The 22,908-nt window shown below is 68.7% G+C and carries 18 protein-coding genes, 1 tRNA gene and 1 riboswitch; of the genes, 14 read left to right on the plus strand and 5 right to left on the minus strand.

Annotation, left to right across the window (positions count from 1 at the left end; translation table 11 throughout):
* Window positions 1-5: 5 nt before the first annotated feature.
* Complete coding sequence (locus WS49_RS15530) at window positions 6-1,670, minus strand: FAD-dependent monooxygenase (RefSeq protein WP_059530048.1); 1,665 nt, start codon at window positions 1,668-1,670, stop codon at window positions 6-8.
* A 130-nt stretch (window positions 1,671-1,800) separates the two neighbouring features.
* Between WS49_RS15530 and WS49_RS15535 the strand changes: the two genes are divergently transcribed.
* Window positions 1,801-3,639: a tetratricopeptide repeat protein gene (locus WS49_RS15535; protein ID WP_441294169.1), complete on the plus strand. Its 1,839-nt coding sequence runs from the start codon at window positions 1,801-1,803 to the stop codon at window positions 3,637-3,639.
* A gap of 78 nt (window positions 3,640-3,717) precedes the next feature.
* On the opposite strand, the gene WS49_RS15540 is transcribed toward WS49_RS15535, so the two are convergent.
* A complete protein-coding gene (locus WS49_RS15540) occupies window positions 3,718-5,013 on the minus strand; it encodes an MFS transporter (RefSeq protein ID WP_059530527.1) in 1,296 nt (431 codons plus the stop codon).
* Window positions 5,014-5,155: 142 nt separating this feature from the next.
* Here WS49_RS15540 and WS49_RS15545 point away from each other — a divergent pair, with 142 nt between their 5' ends.
* Window positions 5,156-6,316 (plus strand): hypothetical protein, encoded by a 1,161-nt coding sequence (locus WS49_RS15545; RefSeq protein WP_257127666.1) that lies wholly within the window; start codon window positions 5,156-5,158, stop codon window positions 6,314-6,316.
* Between the two features lie 76 nt (window positions 6,317-6,392).
* Here WS49_RS15545 and WS49_RS15550 read toward each other — a convergent pair whose 3' ends face one another.
* Together WS49_RS15550 and WS49_RS15555 are read right to left on the minus strand one after the other, a co-directional pair.
* A complete protein-coding gene (locus WS49_RS15550) occupies window positions 6,393-7,085 on the minus strand; it encodes a DUF2968 domain-containing protein (protein WP_059530057.1) in 693 nt (230 codons plus the stop codon).
* Between the two features lie 114 nt (window positions 7,086-7,199).
* On the minus strand, window positions 7,200-8,387 hold the full coding sequence (locus WS49_RS15555; RefSeq protein ID WP_059530060.1) for a gamma-glutamyl-gamma-aminobutyrate hydrolase family protein: 1,188 nt from the start codon (window positions 8,385-8,387) through the stop codon (window positions 7,200-7,202).
* A gap of 278 nt (window positions 8,388-8,665) precedes the next feature.
* Here WS49_RS15555 and WS49_RS15560 point away from each other — a divergent pair, with 278 nt between their 5' ends.
* From WS49_RS15560 to WS49_RS15595, 8 genes are all read left to right on the plus strand, one after another.
* Window positions 8,666-9,346 (plus strand): GntR family transcriptional regulator, encoded by a 681-nt coding sequence (locus WS49_RS15560; protein WP_059530063.1) that lies wholly within the window; start codon window positions 8,666-8,668, stop codon window positions 9,344-9,346.
* Between the two features lie 7 nt (window positions 9,347-9,353).
* The gene (locus WS49_RS15565) at window positions 9,354-10,730 is read left to right on the plus strand and encodes an amidase (RefSeq protein WP_059530066.1); all 1,377 of its coding nucleotides are present in this window, start codon (window positions 9,354-9,356) and stop codon (window positions 10,728-10,730) included.
* A gap of 149 nt (window positions 10,731-10,879) precedes the next feature.
* Window positions 10,880-11,392, plus strand: a complete 513-nt coding sequence (locus WS49_RS15570) for a disulfide bond formation protein B (RefSeq protein WP_059467072.1) — start codon at window positions 10,880-10,882, stop codon at window positions 11,390-11,392.
* Between the two features lie 614 nt (window positions 11,393-12,006).
* Window positions 12,007-13,011 (plus strand): xanthine dehydrogenase accessory protein XdhC, encoded by a 1,005-nt coding sequence (xdhC, locus tag WS49_RS15575; protein ID WP_059530069.1) that lies wholly within the window; start codon window positions 12,007-12,009, stop codon window positions 13,009-13,011.
* A gap of 18 nt (window positions 13,012-13,029) precedes the next feature.
* Window positions 13,030-14,055 (plus strand): adenosine deaminase, encoded by a 1,026-nt coding sequence (locus tag WS49_RS15580; RefSeq protein ID WP_059530071.1) that lies wholly within the window; start codon window positions 13,030-13,032, stop codon window positions 14,053-14,055.
* Between the two features lie 28 nt (window positions 14,056-14,083).
* Window positions 14,084-14,329 (plus strand): hypothetical protein, encoded by a 246-nt coding sequence (locus tag WS49_RS15585; RefSeq protein ID WP_257127665.1) that lies wholly within the window; start codon window positions 14,084-14,086, stop codon window positions 14,327-14,329.
* A 16-nt stretch (window positions 14,330-14,345) separates the two neighbouring features.
* On the plus strand, window positions 14,346-15,665 hold the full coding sequence (gene guaD, locus WS49_RS15590) for a guanine deaminase (protein ID WP_059530075.1): 1,320 nt from the start codon (window positions 14,346-14,348) through the stop codon (window positions 15,663-15,665).
* Window positions 15,666-15,763: 98 nt separating this feature from the next.
* Window positions 15,764-15,888, plus strand: a riboswitch (yybP-ykoY riboswitch).
* A gap of 91 nt (window positions 15,889-15,979) precedes the next feature.
* Window positions 15,980-16,552 carry a TMEM165/GDT1 family protein gene (locus WS49_RS15595; RefSeq protein WP_059530078.1) on the plus strand — a complete coding sequence of 191 codons (573 nt, stop codon included), beginning with the start codon at window positions 15,980-15,982 and terminating at the stop codon, window positions 16,550-16,552.
* Between the two features lie 52 nt (window positions 16,553-16,604).
* On the opposite strand, the gene WS49_RS15600 is transcribed toward WS49_RS15595, so the two are convergent.
* Window positions 16,605-17,306 carry a DUF4136 domain-containing protein gene (locus WS49_RS15600; protein WP_059530081.1) on the minus strand — a complete coding sequence of 234 codons (702 nt, stop codon included), beginning with the start codon at window positions 17,304-17,306 and terminating at the stop codon, window positions 16,605-16,607.
* Between the two features lie 186 nt (window positions 17,307-17,492).
* Here WS49_RS15600 and pepN point away from each other — a divergent pair, with 186 nt between their 5' ends.
* From pepN to WS49_RS15620, 4 genes are all read left to right on the plus strand, one after another.
* Complete coding sequence (gene pepN, locus WS49_RS15605; RefSeq protein WP_059530083.1) at window positions 17,493-20,186, plus strand: aminopeptidase N; 2,694 nt, start codon at window positions 17,493-17,495, stop codon at window positions 20,184-20,186.
* Window positions 20,187-20,474: 288 nt separating this feature from the next.
* A complete protein-coding gene (locus WS49_RS15610; protein WP_059530086.1) occupies window positions 20,475-21,494 on the plus strand; it encodes a class 1 fructose-bisphosphatase in 1,020 nt (339 codons plus the stop codon).
* 209 nt (window positions 21,495-21,703) lie between these two features.
* Window positions 21,704-21,779: transfer RNA gene (locus tag WS49_RS15615), tRNA-Thr, on the plus strand.
* A 177-nt stretch (window positions 21,780-21,956) separates the two neighbouring features.
* Complete coding sequence (locus WS49_RS15620) at window positions 21,957-22,766, plus strand: helix-turn-helix transcriptional regulator (RefSeq protein WP_059530089.1); 810 nt, start codon at window positions 21,957-21,959, stop codon at window positions 22,764-22,766.
* The last annotated feature ends 142 nt before the right edge of the window (window positions 22,767-22,908 follow it).

Here is a 22,908-nt window from a genome sequence, read left to right on the forward strand (position 1 = left end):
CTCCGCTACGCGGGCACCGGCATGCCCGCGAACCAGCTTTCGCAATGGCGCAGCAGCGCGGTCGCGTCGGTGGCGGTACGGCCGCGCACCGCGATATAGCCATCGGGACGCAGCAGGTAAAACGACGGCCTCGAACGGCCGTATACCTGCGCGAGCCCGTCCGTGCCGTCGCTTTCGGCATCGGCGACGCGCCAAGTTCGCACGGCGCCCGGCATGATCCGCTCCAGCCCCTGCACGAGCGCCTGCGCGTCCGCGGGCATCGGCGGCACATCGGCCGTATCGCCCGTGTCGGCACCTGCCGGCTCCTCGAGCAGCAGCAGCGTAAAGCTCGCCGGATCGTGCAGGTCGTATAGTCGCGCGGTCCCGGGCGCCCGGCCGAGCGGCCCGTCGACCACGTGCACGAGCGCGTCGGGGGCACGCTCGCCTGCGCGCGGCCCGCCGTCGAGCACGCGTTCGAGCGTGAGCGGGCTTTTCCGGTATTGCACACCGAGCTCGCTGACGGTGCGGCGCACCGCGTCACGCACCGGCCCGAACGACGCCAGCAGCGGCACGACATGATCGCGCAGCAGCTTCATCGCGCCGTGGTCGGCTTCGACGATCTGCGTGATGAAGCCGGTCTGCCGCAATACGTCACGCTCGATCGGATGGCGCTCCGCGTGGTACGTGTCGAGCAGCCGCTCCGGCGTGCCCGCGCCAAGCACGCGCGCGAGCTTCCAGCCGAGATTGAACGCTTCCTGGATACCCGTGTTCATGCCTTGCGCGCCCGCCGGGCTGTGAACGTGCGCGGCATCACCCGCGAAGAACACGCGCCCGTGACGCAGCCGCTCGACCATCCGGCTATGCAGACGGAAATACGCCGACCACGCGAGATCGCTCGGCGCGATCGACGCGCCGACGCGAGCGCGCATGATCGCCTCGCATTCGTCGAGCGTCGGGGTCGGCGGGGTCCGCGCATCGGGCGGTGCGTCGCCGCCGGGCGGCCGGTCGGCGACAAGCCGGTAGCGGCCGCCGCCCATCGGAAACAGCCCCGCGATGCCGTCCGGCGTCGTGAACAGGTGGATCTCCTCGTCCGGCCAGTCGGGTATCGCCGCGAAATCGGCGAGCAGGAAGGTCTGCTCGAACGCATGCCCGGCGAAGCCCAGGCCGAGCAGATGGCGCACCGTGCTGTGCGCGCCGTCGGCGGCGATCAGGTACGACGGTGCGAACGCCTGTTCACGACCGTCGGCGCCGCGGATCGTCACGTCGAGCGACGAACCGCCCGCGTCGCACGCGGTCAGCGTGACACCGCGTTCGACCGTCACGCCGAACCCGGCCAGGTGCTCGGCGAGCAGCCGCTCGGTGATGCTCTGGTCGAGAAACAGCAAATACGGATAGCGTGTCTGCAGTGGATCGAAATCGAGCCGCGCAATCACGCGGCCGTCCGCATGCAGTGTGGCCGCATGCGCACGATGGCCCAACGCGAGAAACGGTTCGACCGCGCGATGCTGCTCCAGCAGTTCGAGCGTGCGCGCCTGGATGCCGATCGCGCGCGAATACGGTGCGGGCGCGGCGAGCCGGTCGATGATGCGCACCGGCACGCGGGCACGCGCGAGCGCCATCGCGGCGGCAAGGCCGGTCGGGCCCGCGCCGACGATCAGCACGGGCGGGATATCGAGCAGTGTGTCAGCCATGAGAACCTCGATGACACGCGATTGTGCAAGTCTACGCCGCTCCGCGTGACGGGGCCATATGCCGACCGGCCGATCTGGGGCACCCCCGCGCAGTGTGGGAAAATACGCGCTTTCCGTCAGTTTTCGCGTCATGGATACCGCATTCGACCGAGCGTATGCCGCGCACCGCGCGGGCCGCCTCGCCGAGGCCGAGCACGGCTATCGCACCGCCCTCGCAACCAATCCCGCCGACGCCGACGCACTGCATCTGTTCGGCGTGCTGCGGCACCAGCAGGGCCAGCATGCCGAGGCGGCCGATCTCGTCGGGCGTGCGGTCGACCTGCGCCCGAACGATGCGGCGCTGCAGCTCAATCTCGGCAACGCGCTGAAGGCGCTCGGCCGACTCGACGAAGCGATCGACCGCTTTCGCAACGCGCTCACGCTCGCGCCGGAATTTCCGCTCGCGCACTACAACCTCGGCAACGCGTATGCGGCGCTGCAGCGCCACGAGGATGCCATCGACGCGTTCGGCCGCGCGCTCCGGCTCACGCCCGACGACGCATCGATCCATAACAACCTCGGCAACGCGCTGAATGCCCTCGGCCGTCACGACGACGCGCTCGCCGCATTCCATCGCGCGCTCGAGTTGCGGCCCGGGCATGCCGGCGCGCACAACAATCTCGCGATGGCGCTGAACGCGATGGGCCGGGCCGACGATGCGATCGCGCACTTCCAGGCGGCGATCGCCGCGCAGCCGCGCTTCGTCGCCGCGCATTTCAATCTCGGCAACACGCTCGAGGCGGTCGGCCGTCACGCCGAAGCCGCCGCCGCATTCGAAGCCGCGCTCGCGCTGCACCCGCCGTTCCCGCTCGCCCTTTTCGGGCTCGCGAACGCGCTGTGCGCGCAGGCACGCCAGCGCGAAGCGCTGCCCTATTACGAACGCGCGGTCGGCCTCGATCCGTCGTTCAGTCTCGCGTGGCTGAACCTCGGCAACGCGCATCACGCACTCGGCGCGCACGAGATGGCGCTGCGCGCGTACGACCAGGCGCTGCGCGTCGCTCCCGACCTCAAACTCGCGCACCTGCATCGCGCCGTCACGCTGCTGACGCTGGGCGACTTCACGCGCGGCCTGCCCGCATACGAAACGCGTCACGACACGCCGGGCGCGACGCCGCTCGGCACGCTGCCGCGCTGGCAAGGCGAGCCGATTGCGTCGCGCACGCTACTGATCCGCGCGGAACAGGGCTTCGGCGACACGCTGCAGTTCGTCCGCTTCGTGCCGCTCGCCCGCGCGCGCTGCGCGCGCGTCGTGCTCGAAGTGCAGCCGGAACTCGTCACGCTGCTCGCGCCGGCCGCGGCACGCTGGCGCGTGACGCTCGTCGCACAGGGCGCCGCGAAGCCGCTGGCGGCGGACGTCGCGTGCACGCTGATGAGCCTGCCGTTCCTGCTCGGCCTGCAGCCGGCCGACATCGTCGCGGGCAAACGCTACCTCGACGCGCCGGACAACGCGCACCGGCGCTTTCGCGGCTCGCTCGGCGGCCAGTCGAAGCGCAAGTTCGGTCTCGCGTGGTCGGGGCGCCGGCAGGCGCAGGAAAACCGCTCGATGCCGTTCGACGCGCTCGCGCCGCTGCTCGCTCTGCCGGACATCGACTGGGTCGTGCTGCAGCCGGCGCTCGACGAAGATGAACGCGCGCGCGTCGACGCGCATCCGCGCGTGCATCGCCTCGACGGGCGCCTGAACGACTTCGCCGACACGGCCGCGCTGATCGAACGGCTCGACGGCGTCGTCACGATCGACACGGCGGTCGCGCACCTCGCGGGCGCACTCGGCAAGCCGCTATGGATCATGCTGCCGTTCGCGCCCGACTGGCGCTGGTTCACCGGCGACGATTGCCCGTGGTATCCGCACGCGCGGCTCGCCCGCCAGTCCGCACCGGGGCAATGGCTCGACGTGGCGACGGCGGTCGCCGGCGCGCTGCGCGACGCCTGACCCCGGCCGAGCGCGAATGAAAAAAGGAGCGCGACGCGCTCCTTTTTTTTCATTCGACGTGACGCGACGCGGGTGGCGTCAGGCCGCCTTGTACTGGTTGCGCGACTCGGGCGTGCGATACAGCACGAGCGTCGCGATCAATCCGCAGATCGCGGCGACGCTCAGCCACAGCCCCGGGGCCGCCTTGTTGCCGGTCTGGTGGATCAGCAACGTCGAGATCGCCGGCGTGAAACCGCCGATCGTCGTCGCGAGGCTGTACGCGAGCGAGAAGCCGGCCGTGCGCACGTCGGCCGGCATGACTTCGGTCAGCGCGACGACCATCGCGCCGTTGTACGAGCCGTACAGGAACGACAGCCACAGCTCGACGGCCAGCAGCCGCAGGAACGACGGATCGGCCACGAGCCAAAGCACGGCCGGGTAGGCCGACAGCAGCGTGAGCACCGTGAACGCGATCAGCACCGGGCGGCGGCCTATGCGATCCGACAGCGCGCCGGACAACGGCAGCCAGACGAGATTGGACAGGCCGACACAGACGGTCACGACGAGCGCGTCGAGCGACGACAGGTGCAGCACTTCCTTGCCGAATGTCGGCGTGTAGGCCGTGATCATGTAGAACGACACCGTCGTCATGATCACCATCCCCATTCCGGCGATCACGACACCCCAGTTCTCGAGCATCGAACGCATGATCTCGCCCATCGTCGGACGATGACGCTTCGCGAGGAATTCGTCGGTCTCCTTCAGCGAACGACGGATCAGGAACAGGAACGGGACAATCAGACAGCCGATCAGGAACGGAATGCGCCAGCCCCACGCGGTCATGTCCTCGGCCGGCAGCGCGCGGTTCAGCAGCACGCCGACGAACGCGGCGAACACGACCGCCACCTGCTGGCTGCCCGATTGCCATGACGTATAGAACCCCTTGTTCCCCTTCGTCGCGATTTCCGACAGGTAGACCGACACGCCGCCGAGTTCGACGCCCGCGGAAAAGCCCTGCAGCAACCGGCCGAGCAGCACGAGCACCGGCGCGAGCACGCCGATCGTCGCATAGCCGGGTATCGCGGCCACCGTGAGCGTGCCGAGCGCCATCAGCCCAAGCGTCAGGATCAGCCCCTTGCGGCGGCCGTGGTGGTCGATGTATGCGCCGAGCACGATCGCGCCGACCGGGCGCATCAGGAAGCCCGCGCCGAACACGGATAGCGACAGCATCAGCGACGCGAACGCGTTGCCGCTCGGAAAATAGGTTTTCGCGATGGCCGACGCGTAATACCCGTAGACCATGAAGTCGTACATTTCCAGGAAGTTGCCGCTGACGACCCGGAACACGGTACGAACCTTCGATTCCTGGACGACGGCGTGTGTTGCTGTGGACATGTTGTTCTCTCTCGGCGCGGATGGCGCGACATCGGCGCCGTAGGGATCCGACGATGCGTGTGGCGCCGGACCGGCGCGCACGAACATCGTTGCCAGCCGGCGGCACGCCGCGCAACGATGTGCACGCCGGCATGGTCGGCAAATGATGCCACGCGAAGCCGACAATTGCCTTGGGGCCGGGGCCGCGATCAACGTCGCCGCGTTCGTCTCGTACGAATCGCCTCGAAAAACGCACGAAAATCAGATCGGTCTGATCGACAGGTCGCCGGCGACTCACCACAATGTCACGACTCGCCACGCTATTCGCGCCGCTGCCGGCATCGTCGCCCGTGTCGCACCGCGTACCGCCCTCATGATCCCAACGCCTCTCGTTCCCGTCGAAGGTCCGTTTGCCCGCCCTCGTGTCGCGCCCCTCGACGGCGTGCCGCCGTTCGGCCGTGAATGGACGTTCCGCCGCGCGCCCGGCACCCGGCTCGGCACGCGCTGCGCTGCCGTCCTGAAGACCTCGTGCATCGACGTCGAAGCACCGCATCGCACGTGCCGCTGGCAATCGCCGCCCGCCGCGCGCCCTGTGTCCGCCGGTGTAGCGGCCGTTGCGGCGCGCGCCGCCGGCCAGCACATCGAGCATGCCACCGGTCGCGCGCATGACCGGCGTGCGCGGCACGCCGCCTGCTGGAGCATTGGCGCACTCGGCATCATCGGCTGGCTGATCGCCGCGCACGAGCCGTTCCCGGGTTTCGCGCGTGCGCCTGCGATTCAGACCGTTGGCGTCGTGCCGGCGCATCCCGTGCAGTCCATGGTTGCCGTGCCAACGGCCGCGGTGGCGCCCGCCACGCCGACCATCGCGCCGGCTCAGCGCGTCGCGGCGCGGCAGGTTGCGACGCCTGCCGCGGCGTTGCCCGTCGCACGCGACGCGGCGACCAAGCCAGCACCGCGCCGCCCCGACACGACACCGAACGTTCAGCGCGTCGCCACTGCCGCGCCGCCAACGCCGCATCGTTCGGACACCAGGCGCACGGCAACGGCACGCGTGCACGCACCTTCCGCGCCGCGAGTCACCGCCCGCCCGTCAGTCACTCACCACGCGTCGCGCACGCCGACGCCCGATCGCGTCGGTTCGCCTGCGCATCCCGGCGCCCCCCACGACCCGCTCGACGATCCGCTCACGCTTATCGCGATGGCGAACGCGCTGCAGGCCGATCGCCCGGCACCGGCGGCCCATGCGCCCGTCGCCGGCTTCGACTGGACAGCGCAACTGTCCCACCGCCGCCTGACCGACGTACCGGATACGCTCACCCGCTGACAGCGCCCAACAAAAAACCCGGCGAAGCAGGCTTCGCCGGGTTTTCGTCCGTCCGTCGGTCCATCGGACCGAATCGTCACTTGTGCGCGGGCAATCCCGTTTCGGACTGCCGTTCGAGTTGCCGTACCTGCTCCTGCAGATCACGCAACTGCACCTGCGCGGCCCGCTTCTCGATCTGCAGCGCCTGCGTCTGCTCCTGCGCCGCCTTCTGCCGCTGCGCGACCTCGGCCTGCTGGCCGCGCGCGATATTCAGATCGGCCTGCAGTTGCTGCGCGCGATTCGCCTGCAGCGCGATCACGCGTTCGAGGAACGTCTTCTGCGCCTGGAGTTCGGTGCGACGAATTTCGACATCCGCGAGCTGCGCCGTCTGCTGGACGAAGTTCGCGTACACCATCTCCGCGCGGTTCTTCTCCTGCGACCTGATCACGCGCCACAGATGCTTGTCCTGAAACAGCGCGACGTAATACGTCATCTCGCGCGGATCGAACATCAGGCTTGCGCCATAGCTGCCGTTGTAGGTGGTGCGCATCTCGACGATTCGGCCGTCATGCAGCATCTGCGTGAGTTCGGCGACGTTGCCTTGCGCGGCGGCCTCCGTGGCGGACGCCGGCGCGGCGGTCGCCGCATCGCCGCTCAGGCTCGTCACCGCGGGGCGCGTGCCCGCGACCGGCGCGGTCGCGTCGGACCACGCCGCGCCCGCGTGCGCGCAGGCGGCCAGCGCAACGATCCACGTCGCGCATCGTGCAGGGGAAAAATCTCGGAAGGCCAACGTCAGACTCCGTCGAACGAATCGGGAGTCGCGATTATCGTTCAAAACGAAACGGCCGCATCTCGAATTTATCGGGATGCGGCCGGCTTTCCTGCGCGGCAATACCAGAACGGGTTACAGGCGGGTCTCGCGAGCGGCGCGCAGGAACGCATCGAGCAGCGGCGTGCAGTCGAGCAACTCGGAGCCGCCGGCACGATGAAACTCCGGGTGCCATTGCACGCCGACGACGAACGGCGCACGCCGGTAGCGAATGCCTTCGATGATCCCGTCGCCGGCCGACACGGCCTCGATGTTCAGATCGCGGCCGAGATCGCGGATCGCCTGATGGTGGATCGAGTTCACGATCGCTTCGCTGCGCCCGGGGAACATGCTCGCGAGCGTCGACGAGTCGGGGAAGCGGATGGCGTGGCGATGCTGGTCGTAATGCTCGCTCACGTGCGCATTCGCGGTCGGCACGTCCGTCGCGATGTCCTGGTACAGCGACCCGCCGAACGCGACGTTGATCAGCTGGGCGCCGCGGCACACGCCGAGCACCGGCTTGCCGGACTCGACGAACTCGTGAAACAGCTCGAGCTCGTACATGTCGCGCACGCGGTCGCCCGGCCACTCGGGGCGCGCATCCGACGCCGCGTAGGTTTGCGGCGACACGTCGGCGCCGCCTTGCAGCAGCAGGCCGTCGAGATGCTTCGCGTAGTCGCGCAGGCGGATGTTGCTCGGATGCAGCATGCCCTGGTGACCGACCGTCGGGATCATGAACACGAGCACGTCGCGCGACATCACCCAGTGCGCGATCGATTCTTCGAGATACTGCAGCGTCTTGCCGCGCAGCCCCTTCGCGCCCGGCTCCGGATGGAAGATCCGCGCCGACACGCCGATGCGCAGCGTGCGCTGCGTGATCCGCTGGCCGGCGCGATCGAAGATCCGGCGTGCGCGCGCCGCGACGATCCGGCCGAACACCGACCACGGCGTGTCGCTTTGCTTCAGGTACGCGGGCGGCGCGTTCTGCGCGCTCGCGGGCGGCGGACGCGACGTGTCGAAATCGGGCTGCGCGCCGAAACCGGGCGGCGCGGCGCCGGGTTTCGGCGGCACTGCACGGCCTTCTGCGGCAGCGCCTGTCGTGCCGGCGGCGCCCGGCTCGGACGCCGCCGTGACCGGCGACGCGCCGTCCGCCGCGACGATCTGTGCGGCGGCAGCCCGCGTGGCGGGCGCCTCCGGCGTATGCGCCGGACTGGAACGGGGGGAATCGGTAGAAGCGGAAGAGGTGCCGGGCAGACCGGCCGGGGAAGGCGTGTTTTCGCTCATGACGATGGTCTGGTACGTCGCTCGCGCGTGGTGGATTGACGAGGATTCATTATGCTTCAGTGCACGATCGCGCGGTAAACGAGCAACATCCTGTCGATATTGTTGCAACTCGTCGCATCCGCCGCGACGCGCGTCACCGGCCCCGTTCGACAACCTCGACAGTCGCCCGGGCAAACTGGACATCGGTGATATATCACAATAATATTCACGAATCGCCCACGCTACCCGATCGACCGCGCCATGATCGCGCCCTGCCCGGCCACCGCGCCGCCGCCCGCATGAACGACCTGACCGACGCCCTCCACGACCGGCCCGCCGCATCGGCGGTCAGCCTCGCCGATCGCGCGTACGCGCTGATCCAGCGCGACATCATCACGATGCGCCTGAAGCCCGGCGCCGCGCTCAACGAAGCCGACCTCGTCGCACGCACCGGCATCGGCCGCACGCCCGTCCATCAGGCCGTCCACCGGCTGGTGCTCGAAGGGCTGCTGTCCGTGATACCGCGCAAGGGGCTGATGGTGCAGCCGCTGTCGCTCGACGACATCGTCGCGGTGATCGACGTGCGCCGCATCAACGAAGCGCATTGCGTCGAACTCGCCGCCCGCCATGCGACGCCCGACGATCTCGCGCGCATGGCCGCGCTGCTCGACGACGGGCAGGCCTGCGTCGACACGCACGACGTCGAAGGCATGATGGAGCTCGACCGCGCGTTTCATCAGACGATCGCCGCGACGGCACGCAACACCGTGCTCGCGGAAATCCTGCGCGCGCTGCACGAACGCTCGCTGCGCTTCTGGTTCGTCACGCTTTCCGAGCCGCGCCACCTGTCCGAGGTCCAGCGCGAACACCTCGAATTGTTCGAACGGCTGTCCGCGCGCGATGCCGCCGGCGCACGCACGGCCGTCGAACGCCATATCGATTCGTTTCGCGCCACGCTTGTCCAACATCTTCGTCCCTGAGCCGCCCATGACCACCTTCACGCCCTTCCCTCCGCTCGCCCAGCTCGCCGCCGACCTCGCCGCCGGCCGGACCACGAGCCGCGCGCTCGTCGACGTCGCGCTCGACCGGATCGCCGATCCGGCCGGCCAGGGTGCCGCCGTCTTCACCGAAGTCGACGCCGACAACGCGCGCGCGGCCGCCGATGCCCACGACCGCCTGCGTGCGGCGGGCACCGTGCTGTCGCCACTCGCGGGCATCCCCATGTCGGTGAAGGATCTGTTCGACGTCGCGGGCCAGGTGACGCGCGCCGGCTCGCGCGTGCTCGACGGTGCGCCGCCCGCCAAGTCCGATGCGGTCGCCGTCGCGCGGCTCAAGCGCGCGGGCGCGGTGCTGGTCGGCCGCACCAACATGAGCGAGTTCGCGTTCTCGGGGCTCGGCCTGAATCCGCACTTCGGCACGCCGCGCTCGCCGTACCGCCGCGACGTGCCGGGCGACGCGCGGATTGCCGGCGGCTCGTCGTCCGGCGCGGCCGCGTCCGTCGCCGACGGGATGGCGGCCGTCGCGCTCGGCACCGACACCGGCGGCTCGATCCGCATTCCGGCCGCGCTGTGCGGGCTCACGGGCTTCAAGCCGACCGCGAGCCGGATCCCGACGCAAGGCGGCGTGCCGCTGTCGACCACGCTCGATTCGTTCGGCCCGATCGGCCTGACGGTCGCCTGTTGCGCACTCGTCGACCGCATGCTCGCGGGCCTCGAGCCGCACGTGCCGGCCGCACGGCCACTCGAAGGCGTGCGGCTCGGCGTGCTGACCAACTATGTGACGGACGGTGTCGACGCCGATGTCGCCGCCGCGCTCGACGCATCGCTGAAACACCTCGAAGCCGCCGGCGCGATCGTCACGGAAGTGCGCTTTTCCGCGCTCGACCGGTTGCCGGACATCAACCGCTTCGGCTTCTCGCCGATCGAGGCCTACGCGTGGCATCGCCCGCTGCTCGCGCAGCACCGCGACCAATACGATCCGCGCGTGCTGTCGCGCATCCTGAAGGGCGAGCCGGCGAGCGCGGCCGACTATCTCGACCTGCTCGCCGCCCGCCAGGCGATGCTGGACGAAGCGGCGCACACGGTCTGGTCGCGCTTCGACGCGCTCGTCGCGCCGACGGTGCCGGTCGTGCCACCGCGCATCGCCGAACTCGAAGCGGACGACGCCGCCTTTACGCGCACCAACGCGCTGATCCTTCGCAACCCGAGCGCGTTCAACTTCCTCGACGCCTGCGCGCTGTCGCTGCCGTGCCATCCGCGCGACGCAGCGCCGGTCGGCCTGATGCTCGCGGCCGCGCCGCATCGCGACGACGCGCTGCTCGCGATCGGCCAGGCGGTCGAAGCCGTGCTGAACACGATCCGGTGACCGCACGGGCGCAATGACGGCGGCAGATGCCCCGGACGCAGTGGCTGCGGCGGGGTGCCGCACGTGCGCTGTCAGTTTCGTGCCAGATCGTTCGCGCTAAAATCGCGCGATTGTTTATCGGACCGACCAACGACAGGAATCCCGCCGACATGAACGACTCCACGCTCGCACTCCGCCGTGAACGCCGCCTGCTGATGCTGCTCGGATGGGTGTGCATCGCCCTGCTGGCCGGCGCGCTCTATCTGCAGTACGTGAAGAACGAAGATCCGTGCCCGCTGTGCATCATCCAGCGCTACTTCTTCGCGGCGATCGGGATCTTCGCGTTCCTGGCGGCCGGGATGCGCAACTGGCGCGGCATCTGGGTGCTCGAGCTGCTGATCGCGATCGCCGCGGCCGGCGGCGTCGGCACCGCCGCGCGGCACCTGTCGATCCAGATGAATCCGGGCTTCAGCTGCGGCTTCGACACGCTGCAGCCGATCGTCGACAGCCTGCCGCCCGCCCAGTGGTTCCCCGGCATGTTCAAGGTCGCCGGCCTTTGCGAGACGGTCTACCCGCCGATCTTCGGCATCCTGCTGCCGGGCTGGGCGCTGATCGGCTTCGCCGCGATCCTGATCGCCGTCGCCTCGAGCCTCTGGCGCCATCGCCGCAAGCTGGCGGGCTGACCGGACACGCCACGCGGTCCGGCCGACCGGTCGAGGCCGCGCAGGCGCGTCGCGCCGCTCACCTGGCTGCGCCGGCGCAGCCCCGACGCGCCCGCACCCTGCCCGCCGCGCGTAAACACCTACCCCCGCCGCAACCCGGATTTCCGGGCGAACGCACGTCGCGCGACATCCGCGCGCACGCCCCGCCACGCATGCGTTTCCGGCAGATGCCCGTGCATCCGCGCCCCGATTCCGCGCGGCGGGCCTATGATCGACATGATCGCCGCCTGATAGCCCGGATCACCGCCCGGCAATGTTTCCGCCGCCTTGCGGTGCTATCTTCGCGACTGGATGGCGATCTACGTGCGCGAGGCCAGCGGTCTCTCCTCCTGCGTAACGCGCGCCCGATCCGCAATGTCGACTGGATTCATCATGACAACGCAAACCATCCGCATCCGTCACCCTCATGGCGTCCGCACGTCCCGCGGCGCCGTTCGCGCGCGCCTTCGGCGCACGGCCGCCGCACCGGATCAGTCGGGCAGCCGGCCCGCGTCGCTCCCATCCGCCCTCGTTGCCGCCGCGCCCGCCAGCCCGCGCCGCGCGTCGTGCCGCGTCGTCCCGACCGGAGCGTGCTGATGGAAGCCTGGCTCGGCGATTTGCAGCAACTGCTCGCGCACGGCGAAGCGGCCGTGCTCGTGACGGTCGCGCACACCGACGGCTCCGCGCCGCGCGAGGCCGGCACCAAGATGCTCGTCACGCGCGACACGGCCCGCCATACGATCGGCGGCGGTCATCTGGAATGGAAGGCGATCGAGATCGCGCGGCACCTGCTGAAGGACGGCGCGCACGTGCCCCACGCACGCCGGCTCGAACGGCTCGCGCTCGGCCCGAGCCTCGGCCAGTGCTGCGGCGGCGCGGTCGTGCTCGCGTTCGAGCGGCTCGACATCGGCGACCTCGGCTGGATCATGTCGCTCGCCAAGCGCGTCGCGGCGGGCGCCGCGACCGTGCGTAGCGTATCATTCGGCCCCTCGCCGGGCGCGCCCCTGCTCAGCGAGCCCGAATCGCCCGCGGCGCGCGCCGACTGCCTGCTGTGGGAAACCGGCGGCGTGTCGCTGATGACCGAAACGATCGCGCCATTTGCGTTCCCCGTCGTGCTGTTCGGCGCGGGACACATCGGCACCGCGCTCGTGAAGGTGCTGGCGACGCTGCCGTGCCACGTGCACTGGATCGACGGGCCCGACGCGGTGTTCCCGCCGGCCGACGCACTCGCCGGAATCGGCAATCTCGCGATCGACGCGATGGCCAGCCCGGCCGATGCCGTCGACACGGCGCCGCCGCATGCGTACTTCGTCGTGATGACGCACGACCACACACTCGATTTCGTGCTGGCCGAACGTATCCTGCGGCGCGGCGACTATGCGTATTTCGGGATGACCGGCTCGCGCACCAAGCGCATGCAGTTCGATCATCGGCTGGCGGCGATCGGCATCGATCCGGCCCAGCTCGCGCGGATGCGCTGCCCGATCGGCGTCGAAGGCATCGTCGACAAGGCACCCGAAGTGATCGCGATCTCGGTGGCCGCGCAGTTGCTGCAGGCCGTCGAGGCGAACGCGCCCGTGCAGGTTTCCCCACAATTCTGACCGACCAAGAACAACGCCATGACCCCGACATTCAAGGACAAGATCGCCCGCGCTCCGAAAGCGGAGCTGCACATCCATATCGAAGGCTCGCTCGAGCCCGAACTGATTTTCGCGCTCGCGCAGCGCAACGGCGTGAAGCTCGCGTACGAGTCGATCGACGCGCTGCGCGCCGCGTATGCGTTCACCGATCTGCAGTCGTTCCTCGACATCTATTACGCCGGCGCGAGCGTGCTGCTGACCGAGCAGGATTTCTACGACATGACGGCCGCGTACTGCGAACGCGCACTCGCCGACAACGTCGTCCACACCGAGCTGTTCTTCGACCCGCAGACGCACACCGAACGCGGCGTGCCGATCGAGACGGTCGTTGCCGGCATCGACCGCGCGCTCGCCGATGCCGAGCAGCGCGGGCTGTCGAGCAAGCTGATCCTGTGTTTCCTGCGCCACCTGTCCGAAGAAGATGCGCTCGCGACGTTCGAATCCGCGTTGCCGTTGTTCGAACGCTATCGCCACCGGCTGATCGGCGTCGGTCTCGATTCGTCCGAGCTCGGCCATCCGCCGACGAAGTTCGCGCGCGTGTTCGAGAAGGCGCGTGCGCTCGGGCTGAAGCTCGTCGCGCATGCGGGCGAGGAAGGTCCGCCCGCCTACATCCACGAAGCGCTCGACGTGCTGAAGGTCGATCGGATCGACCACGGCGTGCGCAGCATCGAGGACGCGGCGCTCGTCGAACGCCTCGCGCGCACGCGCACGGCGCTGACCGTGTGCCCGCTGTCGAACCTGAAACTGTGCGTGTTCGACGACATGACGAAACACACGCTGAAGGCGCTGCTCGATCGGGGCGTCGCGGTGACGATCAACTCCGACGATCCGGCCTATTTCGGCGGCTACGTGAACGACAACTACTTCGCGACGGTCGACGGGCTGCAACTGACGGACGCCGAAGTGCACACGGTGATCCGCAACGGCTTCGAGGCGTCGTTCGTCGACGCCGCGCAGCGCGATGCGCTGATCGCACGTCTCGATTCGTACTGGCAAGCCGCGTGACGCGCCGGCATCGAGGTTCGCTAGACAGATGAAACACGTCGACGACATCCGCTTCGTGGCGACCGGCTCGACCCTGCGCCACGCCGGCCGCGTGCGTGCCCCGCGCGCGCACGCCGACGCCGCGCCGGTCGCACATGCCGCCATGCTCGCGTGCGCGCTCGCCATCCGCGGCGCCCCGGCCTTCGCGCTTCGCCGCGTCGCGCATGCCCGGGCAGCACCCGCCATGCCGTCGCCCGCGCGACGCCGACCTTTTCTTCTGTTCGCCTTACCTTGATGCAGGACCATTCGTCATGACGCAAACCGCTTTCCGTTCCCAACTGCTGACCTTCAACGGCGACCCGGCCCAGTCGAGCCAGGCCGCGAACCACGAGACCGACGGCCTCCTGATCGTCGACGACGGCAAGGTCGTCGCGGCCGGCCCGCATGCGCGGCTCGCCGCGACGCTCGCGCGCGACGCGGTCGTCCATGATCTGCGCGACAAGCTGATCGTGCCCGGCTTCATCGACACGCACATCCACTATCCGCAGACGGACATGATCGCGTCCCCGGCGCCCGGCCTGCTGCCGTGGCTCGACAAGTACACGTTCCCGACCGAGCGCCGGTTCGGCGATCCGGAACATGCGCGCGAGGTCGCCGACTTCTTCGTCGACGAACTGCTCGCCTGCGGCACGACGAGCGCGCTCGTCTACTGCACCGTGCACAAGCAGTCGGCCGACGCGCTGTTCGCGGCAAGCGACGCGCGCGACCTGCGGATGATCGCGGGCAAGGTGCTGATGGACCGCAATTGCCCCGAATTCCTGCGCGACACCGCGCAATCGGGCTATGACGACAGCGCCGAGCTGATCGGCCGCTGGCACGGCAAGGGCCGCCAGATGTACGCGCTGACGCCGCGCTTCGCGCCGACGTCCACCGAGGCGCAGCTCGAGGCATGCGGCGAACTCGCGCGTCGCCATCCGGACGTGTTCGTGCAGAGTCACGTCGCGGAAAACGTCGATGAAGTGAAATGGGTGGCCGAGCTGTTCCCCGGCCACCGCAGCTATCTCGACATCTACGATCGTTACGGGCTGCTGCGCCCGCGCGCGGTGTACGGCCACTGCATCCACCTCGACGACGAGGACCGTCGCCGGATGGCCGAGACGCGCACCGTCGTCGCGCACTGCCCGACGTCGAACTTCTTCCTCGGCAGCGGGTTGTTCGACTTCGACAAGGCCGGCGAATTCGACGTGCCCGTCACGCTCGCCACCGACGTCGGCGGCGGCACGTCGTTCTCGATGCTGCAGACGATGAACGAGGCGCACAAGGTCGCGCGGCTGTCGGGCCACCACCTGACCGCGACGCGGATGTTCTGGCTCGCGACGGCCGGCGCCGCCCAGGCGCTCGACCTCGCCGATACCGTCGGCACGCTCGCGCCGCGCACCGAAGCCGACTTCGTCGTGCTCGACCCGCAGGCCACGCCGCTGCTCGCGCGCCGCACGAAACGCGCGGAGTCGCTCGAGGAACTGCTGTTCGCGTTCGCGCTGCTCGGCGACGACCGCGCCGTGTACCGCACGTATGCGGCCGGCCAGCTCGTGCACGAGCGCGGCGCCGCACGCCGCACCGCCGCCGCGTAACGCGCGCGCGCCTGCCCATGCCTGCGCCGGCGTGCGTCGCGGCGCATGCCGGCGCAACCGAATTCGCACACCGCGCACGCCCCACGGCATGCTAGAATTCGCCGCTCATTGGGGAGTAGCCGCTCCGCTCGATGCCCCGCGCCAACGGCGCGCATCGTGACGGAGGCGTCCGTCAACAGACTTGGCCTTTCGGCCATGGCGGACGCAGCCACGAAGGCCTGGCGAGACCGATGGTTCACTGCGCGCCGCATCAGGGCCCGGCGCGCGGTGGATCGTCGCTCGCACGCACAACACCGGCCCGTGGAACCCCATACGTGTCCCAAGCTTTCCTGATCTCCACCGGCGCCGTCGCCCTCGCTGAAATCGGCGACAAGACCCAACTGCTGTCCCTCGTGCTGGCCGCGCGCTATCGCAAGCCCGTGCCGATCATTCTTGGCGTACTCGTCGCGACGCTCGTGAACCACGGCTTCGCCGGCGCGCTCGGCGAATGGCTCGGCGCGCTCGTCACGCCGTCGATCATGCGCTGGGCGCTCGCGTTCTCGTTCATCGCGATGGGGCTGTGGATCCTCGTGCCGGACAAGCTCGATGCGGACGAAGCCAATGCCAACCGCTCGCGGCTCGGCGTGTTCGGCGCGACGCTCGTCGCGTTCTTCCTCGCGGAAATGGGCGACAAGACGCAGATCGCGACCGTCGCGCTCGCCGCGCGCTTCCAGGATTACATCGGCGTGGTGGCCGGCACGACTTTCGGGATGATGCTGGCGAACGTGCCCGCCATCCTGCTGGGCGACCGTTTCGCGCACCGCTTGCCGACGAAGCTGGTGCACGGCATCGCGGCCGTGCTGTTCGTCGTGCTCGGCGCGCTGGCGCTGCTGGGCATCGGGACGTGACGCGCGCAGGCACGTGGCGCGGCCGGGCGGCCGCGCCGGTGTCGATACCGCGTTACTTCGTGACCGCCGCCCCCGATGCCGGCACGGCCGGCACCGCACGCTCGTTGGCGGCCGGCGCGGCCGGGCCGCCGTGCTTGTCGACCGGCAACCGCACCGTGCGGATCGCGCCGTTCGCCAACGGGAAATCGGCGAGCGCGCTGCGCGCGAGGAACGGCATCGCATACAGCAGCGCACCGTTGTCGCCGGTGGTGCGCGCGGTCACGTTGTAGACTTCCTTGCCGGTCGCGCGCTCGGTGATCCGGATGCCGAGCGTGTAGTCGAAGACCTGATAGGTCTGCGCGACGTAGCCGGCCGGCATCGGCCCCCAGGGCCCCCACGGGCCCCACGGCCCGCCCCGCCAGTACGGCCCCGGCCCCATGAACCACGGGTCGTAGTAAACCGGCTGCGGCACCGTCACCAGATCGCTGCCGACCCCGTAGGCCAGCCCGATCAGATAGCGGGCCTGCGCGGCCGGCACCTGCCTGAATGCATACGCGGACAGCTCGTTCGCGACGATCGGCTCGTAGGTCGATTGCTCGATGCTGTGCTTCTGCGCATCCGTGCGCGTGAAGGCATACGTGCGTGTCGCGTCGCTGCCGCTCCAGTCGGAGAAGGCCGTGACCTGCGTCGTCACGTAGCTCGTGCAGCCCGTCAGCAGCGCCACGCACAGCACCGCCGCCCAGCCCGCACTCCGTTGAATCCATTCGTGTTTCATGTCGATCCTCGTCGATCCGTCATCCGTTCGTCGCACCGCGCGAACCGCACGGGATGCCGATAATACGCGGACAGCCGGAACCGGTAAAAAGTTCGCCCGGCACGCAGCCGCCAGCCTTTGTACAATGGCCCGGTTCGCCCGGCCCGCGCCGCGGGCCCGATCCCCATTCCACCGATCTCGACGACCATGTCCGACAACGCCTCCTCCACCGTGATCCGCCGCGCCGACTATACGCCGCCGGCCTTCCTCATCGATTCCGTCGCGCTCGAATTCGATCTCGCGCCGGCCCGCACGATCGTCAGGAATACGATGCGCGTGCGCCGCAATCCGGACGCGGCGCCGACGCCGCACCTGGAGCTGCTGGGCGAAGCGCTCGAATTCCTCGGTGCACACCTCGACGGCGCGCCGTACGGCGCGGTGCGCGTGCACGAACACGGGCTGACCGTCGAAAACGTGCCCGACACGTTCGAGCTCACGCTCGACAGCGCGTGCGCGCCGGACCAGAACACGACGCTGTCCGGCCTGTACGTGTCGAGCGGCAACTTCTTCACGCAGTGCGAGGCCGAAGGCTTTCGCCGCATCACCTACTTCCTCGACCGCCCCGACGTGATGGCGTCGTATACCGTCACGCTGCGCGCCGACAAGACCGCGTATCCGGTGCTGCTGTCGAACGGCAACCTCGTCGACTCGGGCGAGCTCCCCGACGGCCGCCACTTCGCGAAATGGGAAGACCCGTTCCGCAAGCCGAGCTATCTGTTCGCGCTGGTGGCGGGCAAGCTCGTCGCGATCGAGGAGAAGATCACGTCCGGCTCCGGCAAGGAAAAGCTGCTGCAGGTCTGGGTCGAACCGGCCGACCTCGACAAGACCCGCCACGCGATGGATTCGCTGATTCACTCGATCCGCTGGGACGAGAAGCGCTTCGGCCTCGAGCTCGATCTCGACCGCTTCATGATCGTCGCCGTGGGCGACTTCAACATGGGCGCGATGGAGAACAAGGGGCTCAACATCTTCAACACGAAGTACGTGCTGGCGAACCCCGAGACCGCGACCGACACCGACTTCGCGAACATCGAATCGGTGGTCGGCCACGAGTACTTCCACAACTGGACCGGCAACCGCGTGACCTGCCGCGACTGGTTCCAGCTGAGCCTGAAGGAAGGCCTGACGGTGTTCCGCGACCAGGAATTCTCGGCCGACATGGCGGCGGGCGACGACGTCGACTCCGCGGCCCGCGCGGTCAAGCGCATCGAGGACGTGCGCGTGCTGCGCCAGTTGCAGTTCGCCGAGGATGCGGGCCCGATGGCGCATCCGGTGCGTCCGGAAAGCTACGTCGAGATCAACAACTTCTACACGATGACCGTCTACGAGAAAGGCTCGGAAGTCGTGCGGATGTATCAGACGCTGTTCGGCCGCGACGGCTTCCGCAAGGGGATGGACCTGTACTTCAAGCGCCACGACGGTCACGCCGTGACGTGCGACGACTTCCGTCACGCGATGGCCGACGCAAACGGACGCGATCTCGCGCAATTCGAACGCTGGTACAGCCAGGCCGGCACGCCGCGCGTGTCGGTGCGCACCGCGTACGACGCAGCCGCGCGCCGCTACACGGTCACGCTCGCGCAAGGCTACGGCGATGCGTCGCCGGCCGCGCGCGAGACGCAGCAGGGGCCGCTGCTGATTCCGTTCGCGATCGGCCTGATCGGCCGCGACGGTCGCGACCTGCCGTTGCGTCTCGACGGCGAAGCGGCCGCGTCGGGCACGACGCGCGTGCTCGACTTCACCGACACCGAACAGACCTTCACGTTCGTCGACGTGCCGGAGCAGCCGCTGCCGTCGCTGCTGCGCAATTTCTCGGCACCGGTGATCGTCGAGTATGACTACAGCGACGACGACCTCGCCTTCCTGCTCGCCCACGACAGCGACCCGTTCAACCGCTGGGAAGCCGGCCAGCGCCTCGCGACGCGCGCGCTGCTGACGCTCGCCGCGCGCGCCGCCGCGAACGAGCCGCTCACGCTCGGCGGGAACTTCGTCGCCGCGTTCCGCCGCGTGCTGACCGATGAAAACCTGTCGCCCGCGTTTCGCGAACTCGCGTTGACGCTGCCGTCGGAAACCTATCTGGCCGACCAGATGGCGGAAGCCGATCCGGCCGCCGTGCATCGCGCGCGCCAGTTCGTGCGCCGCCAGCTCGCGACCGCGCTGCGCGCCGAGTGGCTCGCCGCGTACGAGCAGCATCAGACGCCGGGCGCGTACGCGCCGACGCCCGACGCATCCGGCCGCCGTGCGCTGAAGAACCTCGCGCTCGCGTATCTCGCCGAACTCGAGGATCCGGCCGACGCCGTGCGCATCGCGACCGCGCAGTACGACGCGGCGAACAACATGACCGATCGTGCCGCCGCGCTCGGCGCGCTGCTGTCCGCCGCAGCATCGGGCGCGAACGACGCGGCCGCACACGCGCTCGACGACTTCTACCGTCGCTTCGAGAAGGAAGCGCTCGTGATCGACAAGTGGTTCGCGATGCAGGCCGCGCAGCGCGGCACGTCCACGCAGCCGACGCTCGCGAAGGTCCGCAAGCTGATGGCCCACCCCGCGTTCAATCTGAAGAACCCGAACCGCGCACGCTCGCTGATCTTCAGTTTCTGCGCGGCGAACCCGGCGCAATTCCACGCGGCGGACGGCTCGGGCTACGCGTTCTGGGCCGAACAGGTGCTCGCGCTCGACGCGATCAACCCGCAGGTCGCCGCGCGCCTCGCCCGCTCGCTCGAACTGTGGCGCCGCTTCACGCCGGCGCTGCGCGACCGGATGCGCGAGGCGCTCGAGCAGGTCGCCGCCGGCGCGAAATCGCGCGACGTGCGCGAGATCGTCGAGAAGGCCCTCGCGTAACCGTCACGCACGCGATCGCGTCGCGTGCCCGTGCGACGAAGCCGGCGCCGCCCCGTTGCGGCGCCGGCTTTTTTGTCGTCTGAAGGTTGGCGGGGTCGGAGCGGGACCATACGTTCAGGCGCCCGGTTTTCCTGTCGCTTTCGCGCCGAACCGCCGCGCCACGCACGCCGGCACCCGGCCGGGGCAGCCGACCGACCATGTAACCGGACGAAAAAAGGCGGCGGCTCGGGAGGCGCGCCGGGTAAAATTGCGGCAATTCAAGGATTCTTTGGCCTTTCGGAGTCTGTCATGTCCATTGCCCGCCGCACCACGCTGTCCAAGTTCCTGATCGAGCAGCAGCGTGAGACCAACAACCTCCCCGCCGACCTCCGCCTGCTGATCGAAGTCGTCGCCCGCGCGTGCAAGGCGATCAGCTACAACGTGTCGAAGGGCGCGCTCGGCGATGCACTCGGTACCGCCGGCAGCGAGAACGTCCAGGGCGAAGTGCAGAAGAAACTCGACATCCTGTCGAACGAAATCCTGCTCGACGCGAACGAATGGGGCGGCAACCTCGCCGCAATGGCGTCGGAAGAAATGGAAACGTTCTTCCCGATCCCCGCGAACTACCCGCGCGGCGAATACCTGCTCGTGTTCGACCCGCTCGACGGCTCGTCGAACATCGACGTGAACGTGTCGATCGGCACGATCTTCTCGGTACTGCGCTGCCCGGACGGCAAGCAGGCCACCGAGGAATCGTTCCTGCAGCCGGGCACGGAGCAGGTCGCGGCCGGCTACGCGGTGTATGGCCCGCAATCCGTGTTCGTGCTGACGACCGGCAACGGCGTGAACTGCTTCACGCTCGACCGCGAAGTCGGCTCATGGGTGCTCACGCAAAGCAACATGCAGATCCCGGCCGATACGCGCGAATACGCGATCAACGCATCGAACGCACGTCACTGGTATGAGCCGGTCCAGCGCTACGTCAGCGAATTGAACGCCGGCAAGGAAGGCCCGCGCGGCGACAACTTCAACATGCGCTGGATCGCGTCGATGGTGGCCGACGTGCACCGGATCCTGAACCGCGGCGGCATCTTCATGTACCCGGCCGACAAGCGCACGCCCGATCGTCCGGGCAAGCTGCGCCTGATGTATGAAGCGAACCCGATGTCGTTCATCGTCGAACAGGCCGGCGGCGCCGCGACGACGGGCACGCAGCGCATCATGGAAGTGCAGCCGACCGGCCTGCACCAGCGCGTGCCGGTGTTCCTCGGTTCGAAGAACGAAGTCGAGCGCGTGACCAGCTATCACAACGAAGGCGAAGGCAAATAAATTTGCACTGCAGCACTAGACGGAGGTGCGAGACGCCAGTACAATCGCGCCTTCGCGATGTGGCCCTGACAGGCTGCATCGCAGTGAAGTGAAAGCGGGAAGTCCGCCGGATCGATGGTTTCGCGAAGCAGCCGCAGCAAGCTGAAAAAAATTTCGCAAAACCTATTGCCAAGATCTCGGATTTCACCATATAATTTCATTTCTCTGCTGCCGGTGTAGCTCAGTTGGTAGAGCAGCGCATTCGTAATGCGAAGGTCGTAGGTTCGACTCCTATCTCCGGCACCAAGATATAAAGGCCTGATAAGCATCGCTTATCAGGCCTTTTCTCTTTTCCGGCGACGATTTCCGATACACGAAGTCCTGCGCCCCCTCCCCGTCATTTCCGCTTGCGGGCATCTCCCGACTCCCGCGCCGCGCACCGCCGATTACAATCGCCGAACCACCCGGCCCTTCCCCCGCATCATGCGCATCTGGCGCCTCGAACGACCCAACCTCGGCGGACAACTGGACGTGTCCCGCGCGACCGGTCTCGTCACCGCGATCGGCGGCAGCGAGCCGAATGCGTTCGCCGCGGAAATCCTGAAGCTGTTCGACGATGCACTGTCCGTCACGCAGTGCACGATCTTCGCGTACGAGTTCGGCAGCCGGCCACGCACGGTGTCGGTCGCCGATCATCGCGGCGGCCGCTACCTGCGTGACGTCGCCGACACCTACGTGCGACATTTCTATCCGCTCGACGGCAACCAGAAGATCGTCTCGGCCGCGGGTCGCGGCACCCACCGCCGCGACGTGCTGCTGCATCAGCAGGCCGGCGACGAGATCTGCCACGACGCATATCGGGCAGCCTGCTATCGCGGCCCCGACGTGTCCGATCGCCTCGCGTTGCTGATGCAGCCGAACGACTCGACCTGGCTGTCGATCAACCTGTATCGCGCGCATCGCAGCGGCGCGTTCCAGCCGCGCGAGATCGCGGCCATCGAAACGCTCGCACCGCTGATCGCGCAGGCCGCGCAGCATCACTACGCGCTCGCCGGCGCGGCGCAGATCGGCATCCCGCAACTGATGCTCGCGCGGCTGCGCGGCGCATGCCCGGCACTGTCCAAGCGCGAACTCGACGTGCTGCGCGGCGTGCTCGAAGGCCAGACCGCGCAGGAGATCGGTGAAACGATCGGCGTGAAGGCCTCCAGCGTCGTCACCTATCAGAAGCGCGCGTACCGGCGCCTCGGCATCTCGAGCCAGCGCCAGCTTTTTGCGCTGTGCCTGCAACCCTGAACCGCGCTCGCCGATCCTGAACGCGTCGGGGGTAAATCCCGGCCCGCCGCCGGCCGTACGCTGTACCCGGAATGGGGACAGCGGTGTTTGGTATGGCTTTCATACTGCATCCAGCCTGCCGCACGCATCGCATCGCATCGCA

Origin of the sequence: Burkholderia sp. RF7-non_BP4 (assembly GCF_001521935.1) — a bacterium.
In the GTDB taxonomy this organism is placed as follows: domain Bacteria; phylum Pseudomonadota; class Gammaproteobacteria; order Burkholderiales; family Burkholderiaceae; genus Burkholderia; species Burkholderia diffusa.

Coding starts and splice junctions, on each gene's coding strand:
- WS49_RS15530 (WP_059530048.1), bottom strand. CDS start 1,670: ATGGCTGACACACTGCTCGATATCCCGCCCGTGCTGATCGTCGGCGCG.
- WS49_RS15535 (WP_441294169.1), top strand. CDS start 1,801: ATGGATACCGCATTCGACCGAGCGTATGCCGCGCACCGCGCGGGCCGC.
- WS49_RS15540 (WP_059530527.1), bottom strand. CDS start 5,013: ATGTCCACAGCAACACACGCCGTCGTCCAGGAATCGAAGGTTCGTACC.
- WS49_RS15545 (WP_257127666.1), top strand. CDS start 5,156: ATGATGCCACGCGAAGCCGACAATTGCCTTGGGGCCGGGGCCGCGATC.
- WS49_RS15555 (WP_059530060.1), bottom strand. CDS start 8,387: ATGAGCGAAAACACGCCTTCCCCGGCCGGTCTGCCCGGCACCTCTTCC.
- WS49_RS15560 (WP_059530063.1), top strand. CDS start 8,666: ATGAACGACCTGACCGACGCCCTCCACGACCGGCCCGCCGCATCGGCG.
- WS49_RS15565 (WP_059530066.1), top strand. CDS start 9,354: ATGACCACCTTCACGCCCTTCCCTCCGCTCGCCCAGCTCGCCGCCGAC.
- WS49_RS15570 (WP_059467072.1), top strand. CDS start 10,880: ATGAACGACTCCACGCTCGCACTCCGCCGTGAACGCCGCCTGCTGATG.
- xdhC (WP_059530069.1), top strand. CDS start 12,007: ATGGAAGCCTGGCTCGGCGATTTGCAGCAACTGCTCGCGCACGGCGAA.
- WS49_RS15580 (WP_059530071.1), top strand. CDS start 13,030: ATGACCCCGACATTCAAGGACAAGATCGCCCGCGCTCCGAAAGCGGAG.
- WS49_RS15585 (WP_257127665.1), top strand. CDS start 14,084: ATGAAACACGTCGACGACATCCGCTTCGTGGCGACCGGCTCGACCCTG.
- guaD (WP_059530075.1), top strand. CDS start 14,346: ATGACGCAAACCGCTTTCCGTTCCCAACTGCTGACCTTCAACGGCGAC.
- WS49_RS15600 (WP_059530081.1), bottom strand. CDS start 17,306: ATGAAACACGAATGGATTCAACGGAGTGCGGGCTGGGCGGCGGTGCTG.
- pepN (WP_059530083.1), top strand. CDS start 17,493: ATGTCCGACAACGCCTCCTCCACCGTGATCCGCCGCGCCGACTATACG.
- WS49_RS15610 (WP_059530086.1), top strand. CDS start 20,475: ATGTCCATTGCCCGCCGCACCACGCTGTCCAAGTTCCTGATCGAGCAG.
- WS49_RS15620 (WP_059530089.1), top strand. CDS start 21,957: ATGCGCATCTGGCGCCTCGAACGACCCAACCTCGGCGGACAACTGGAC.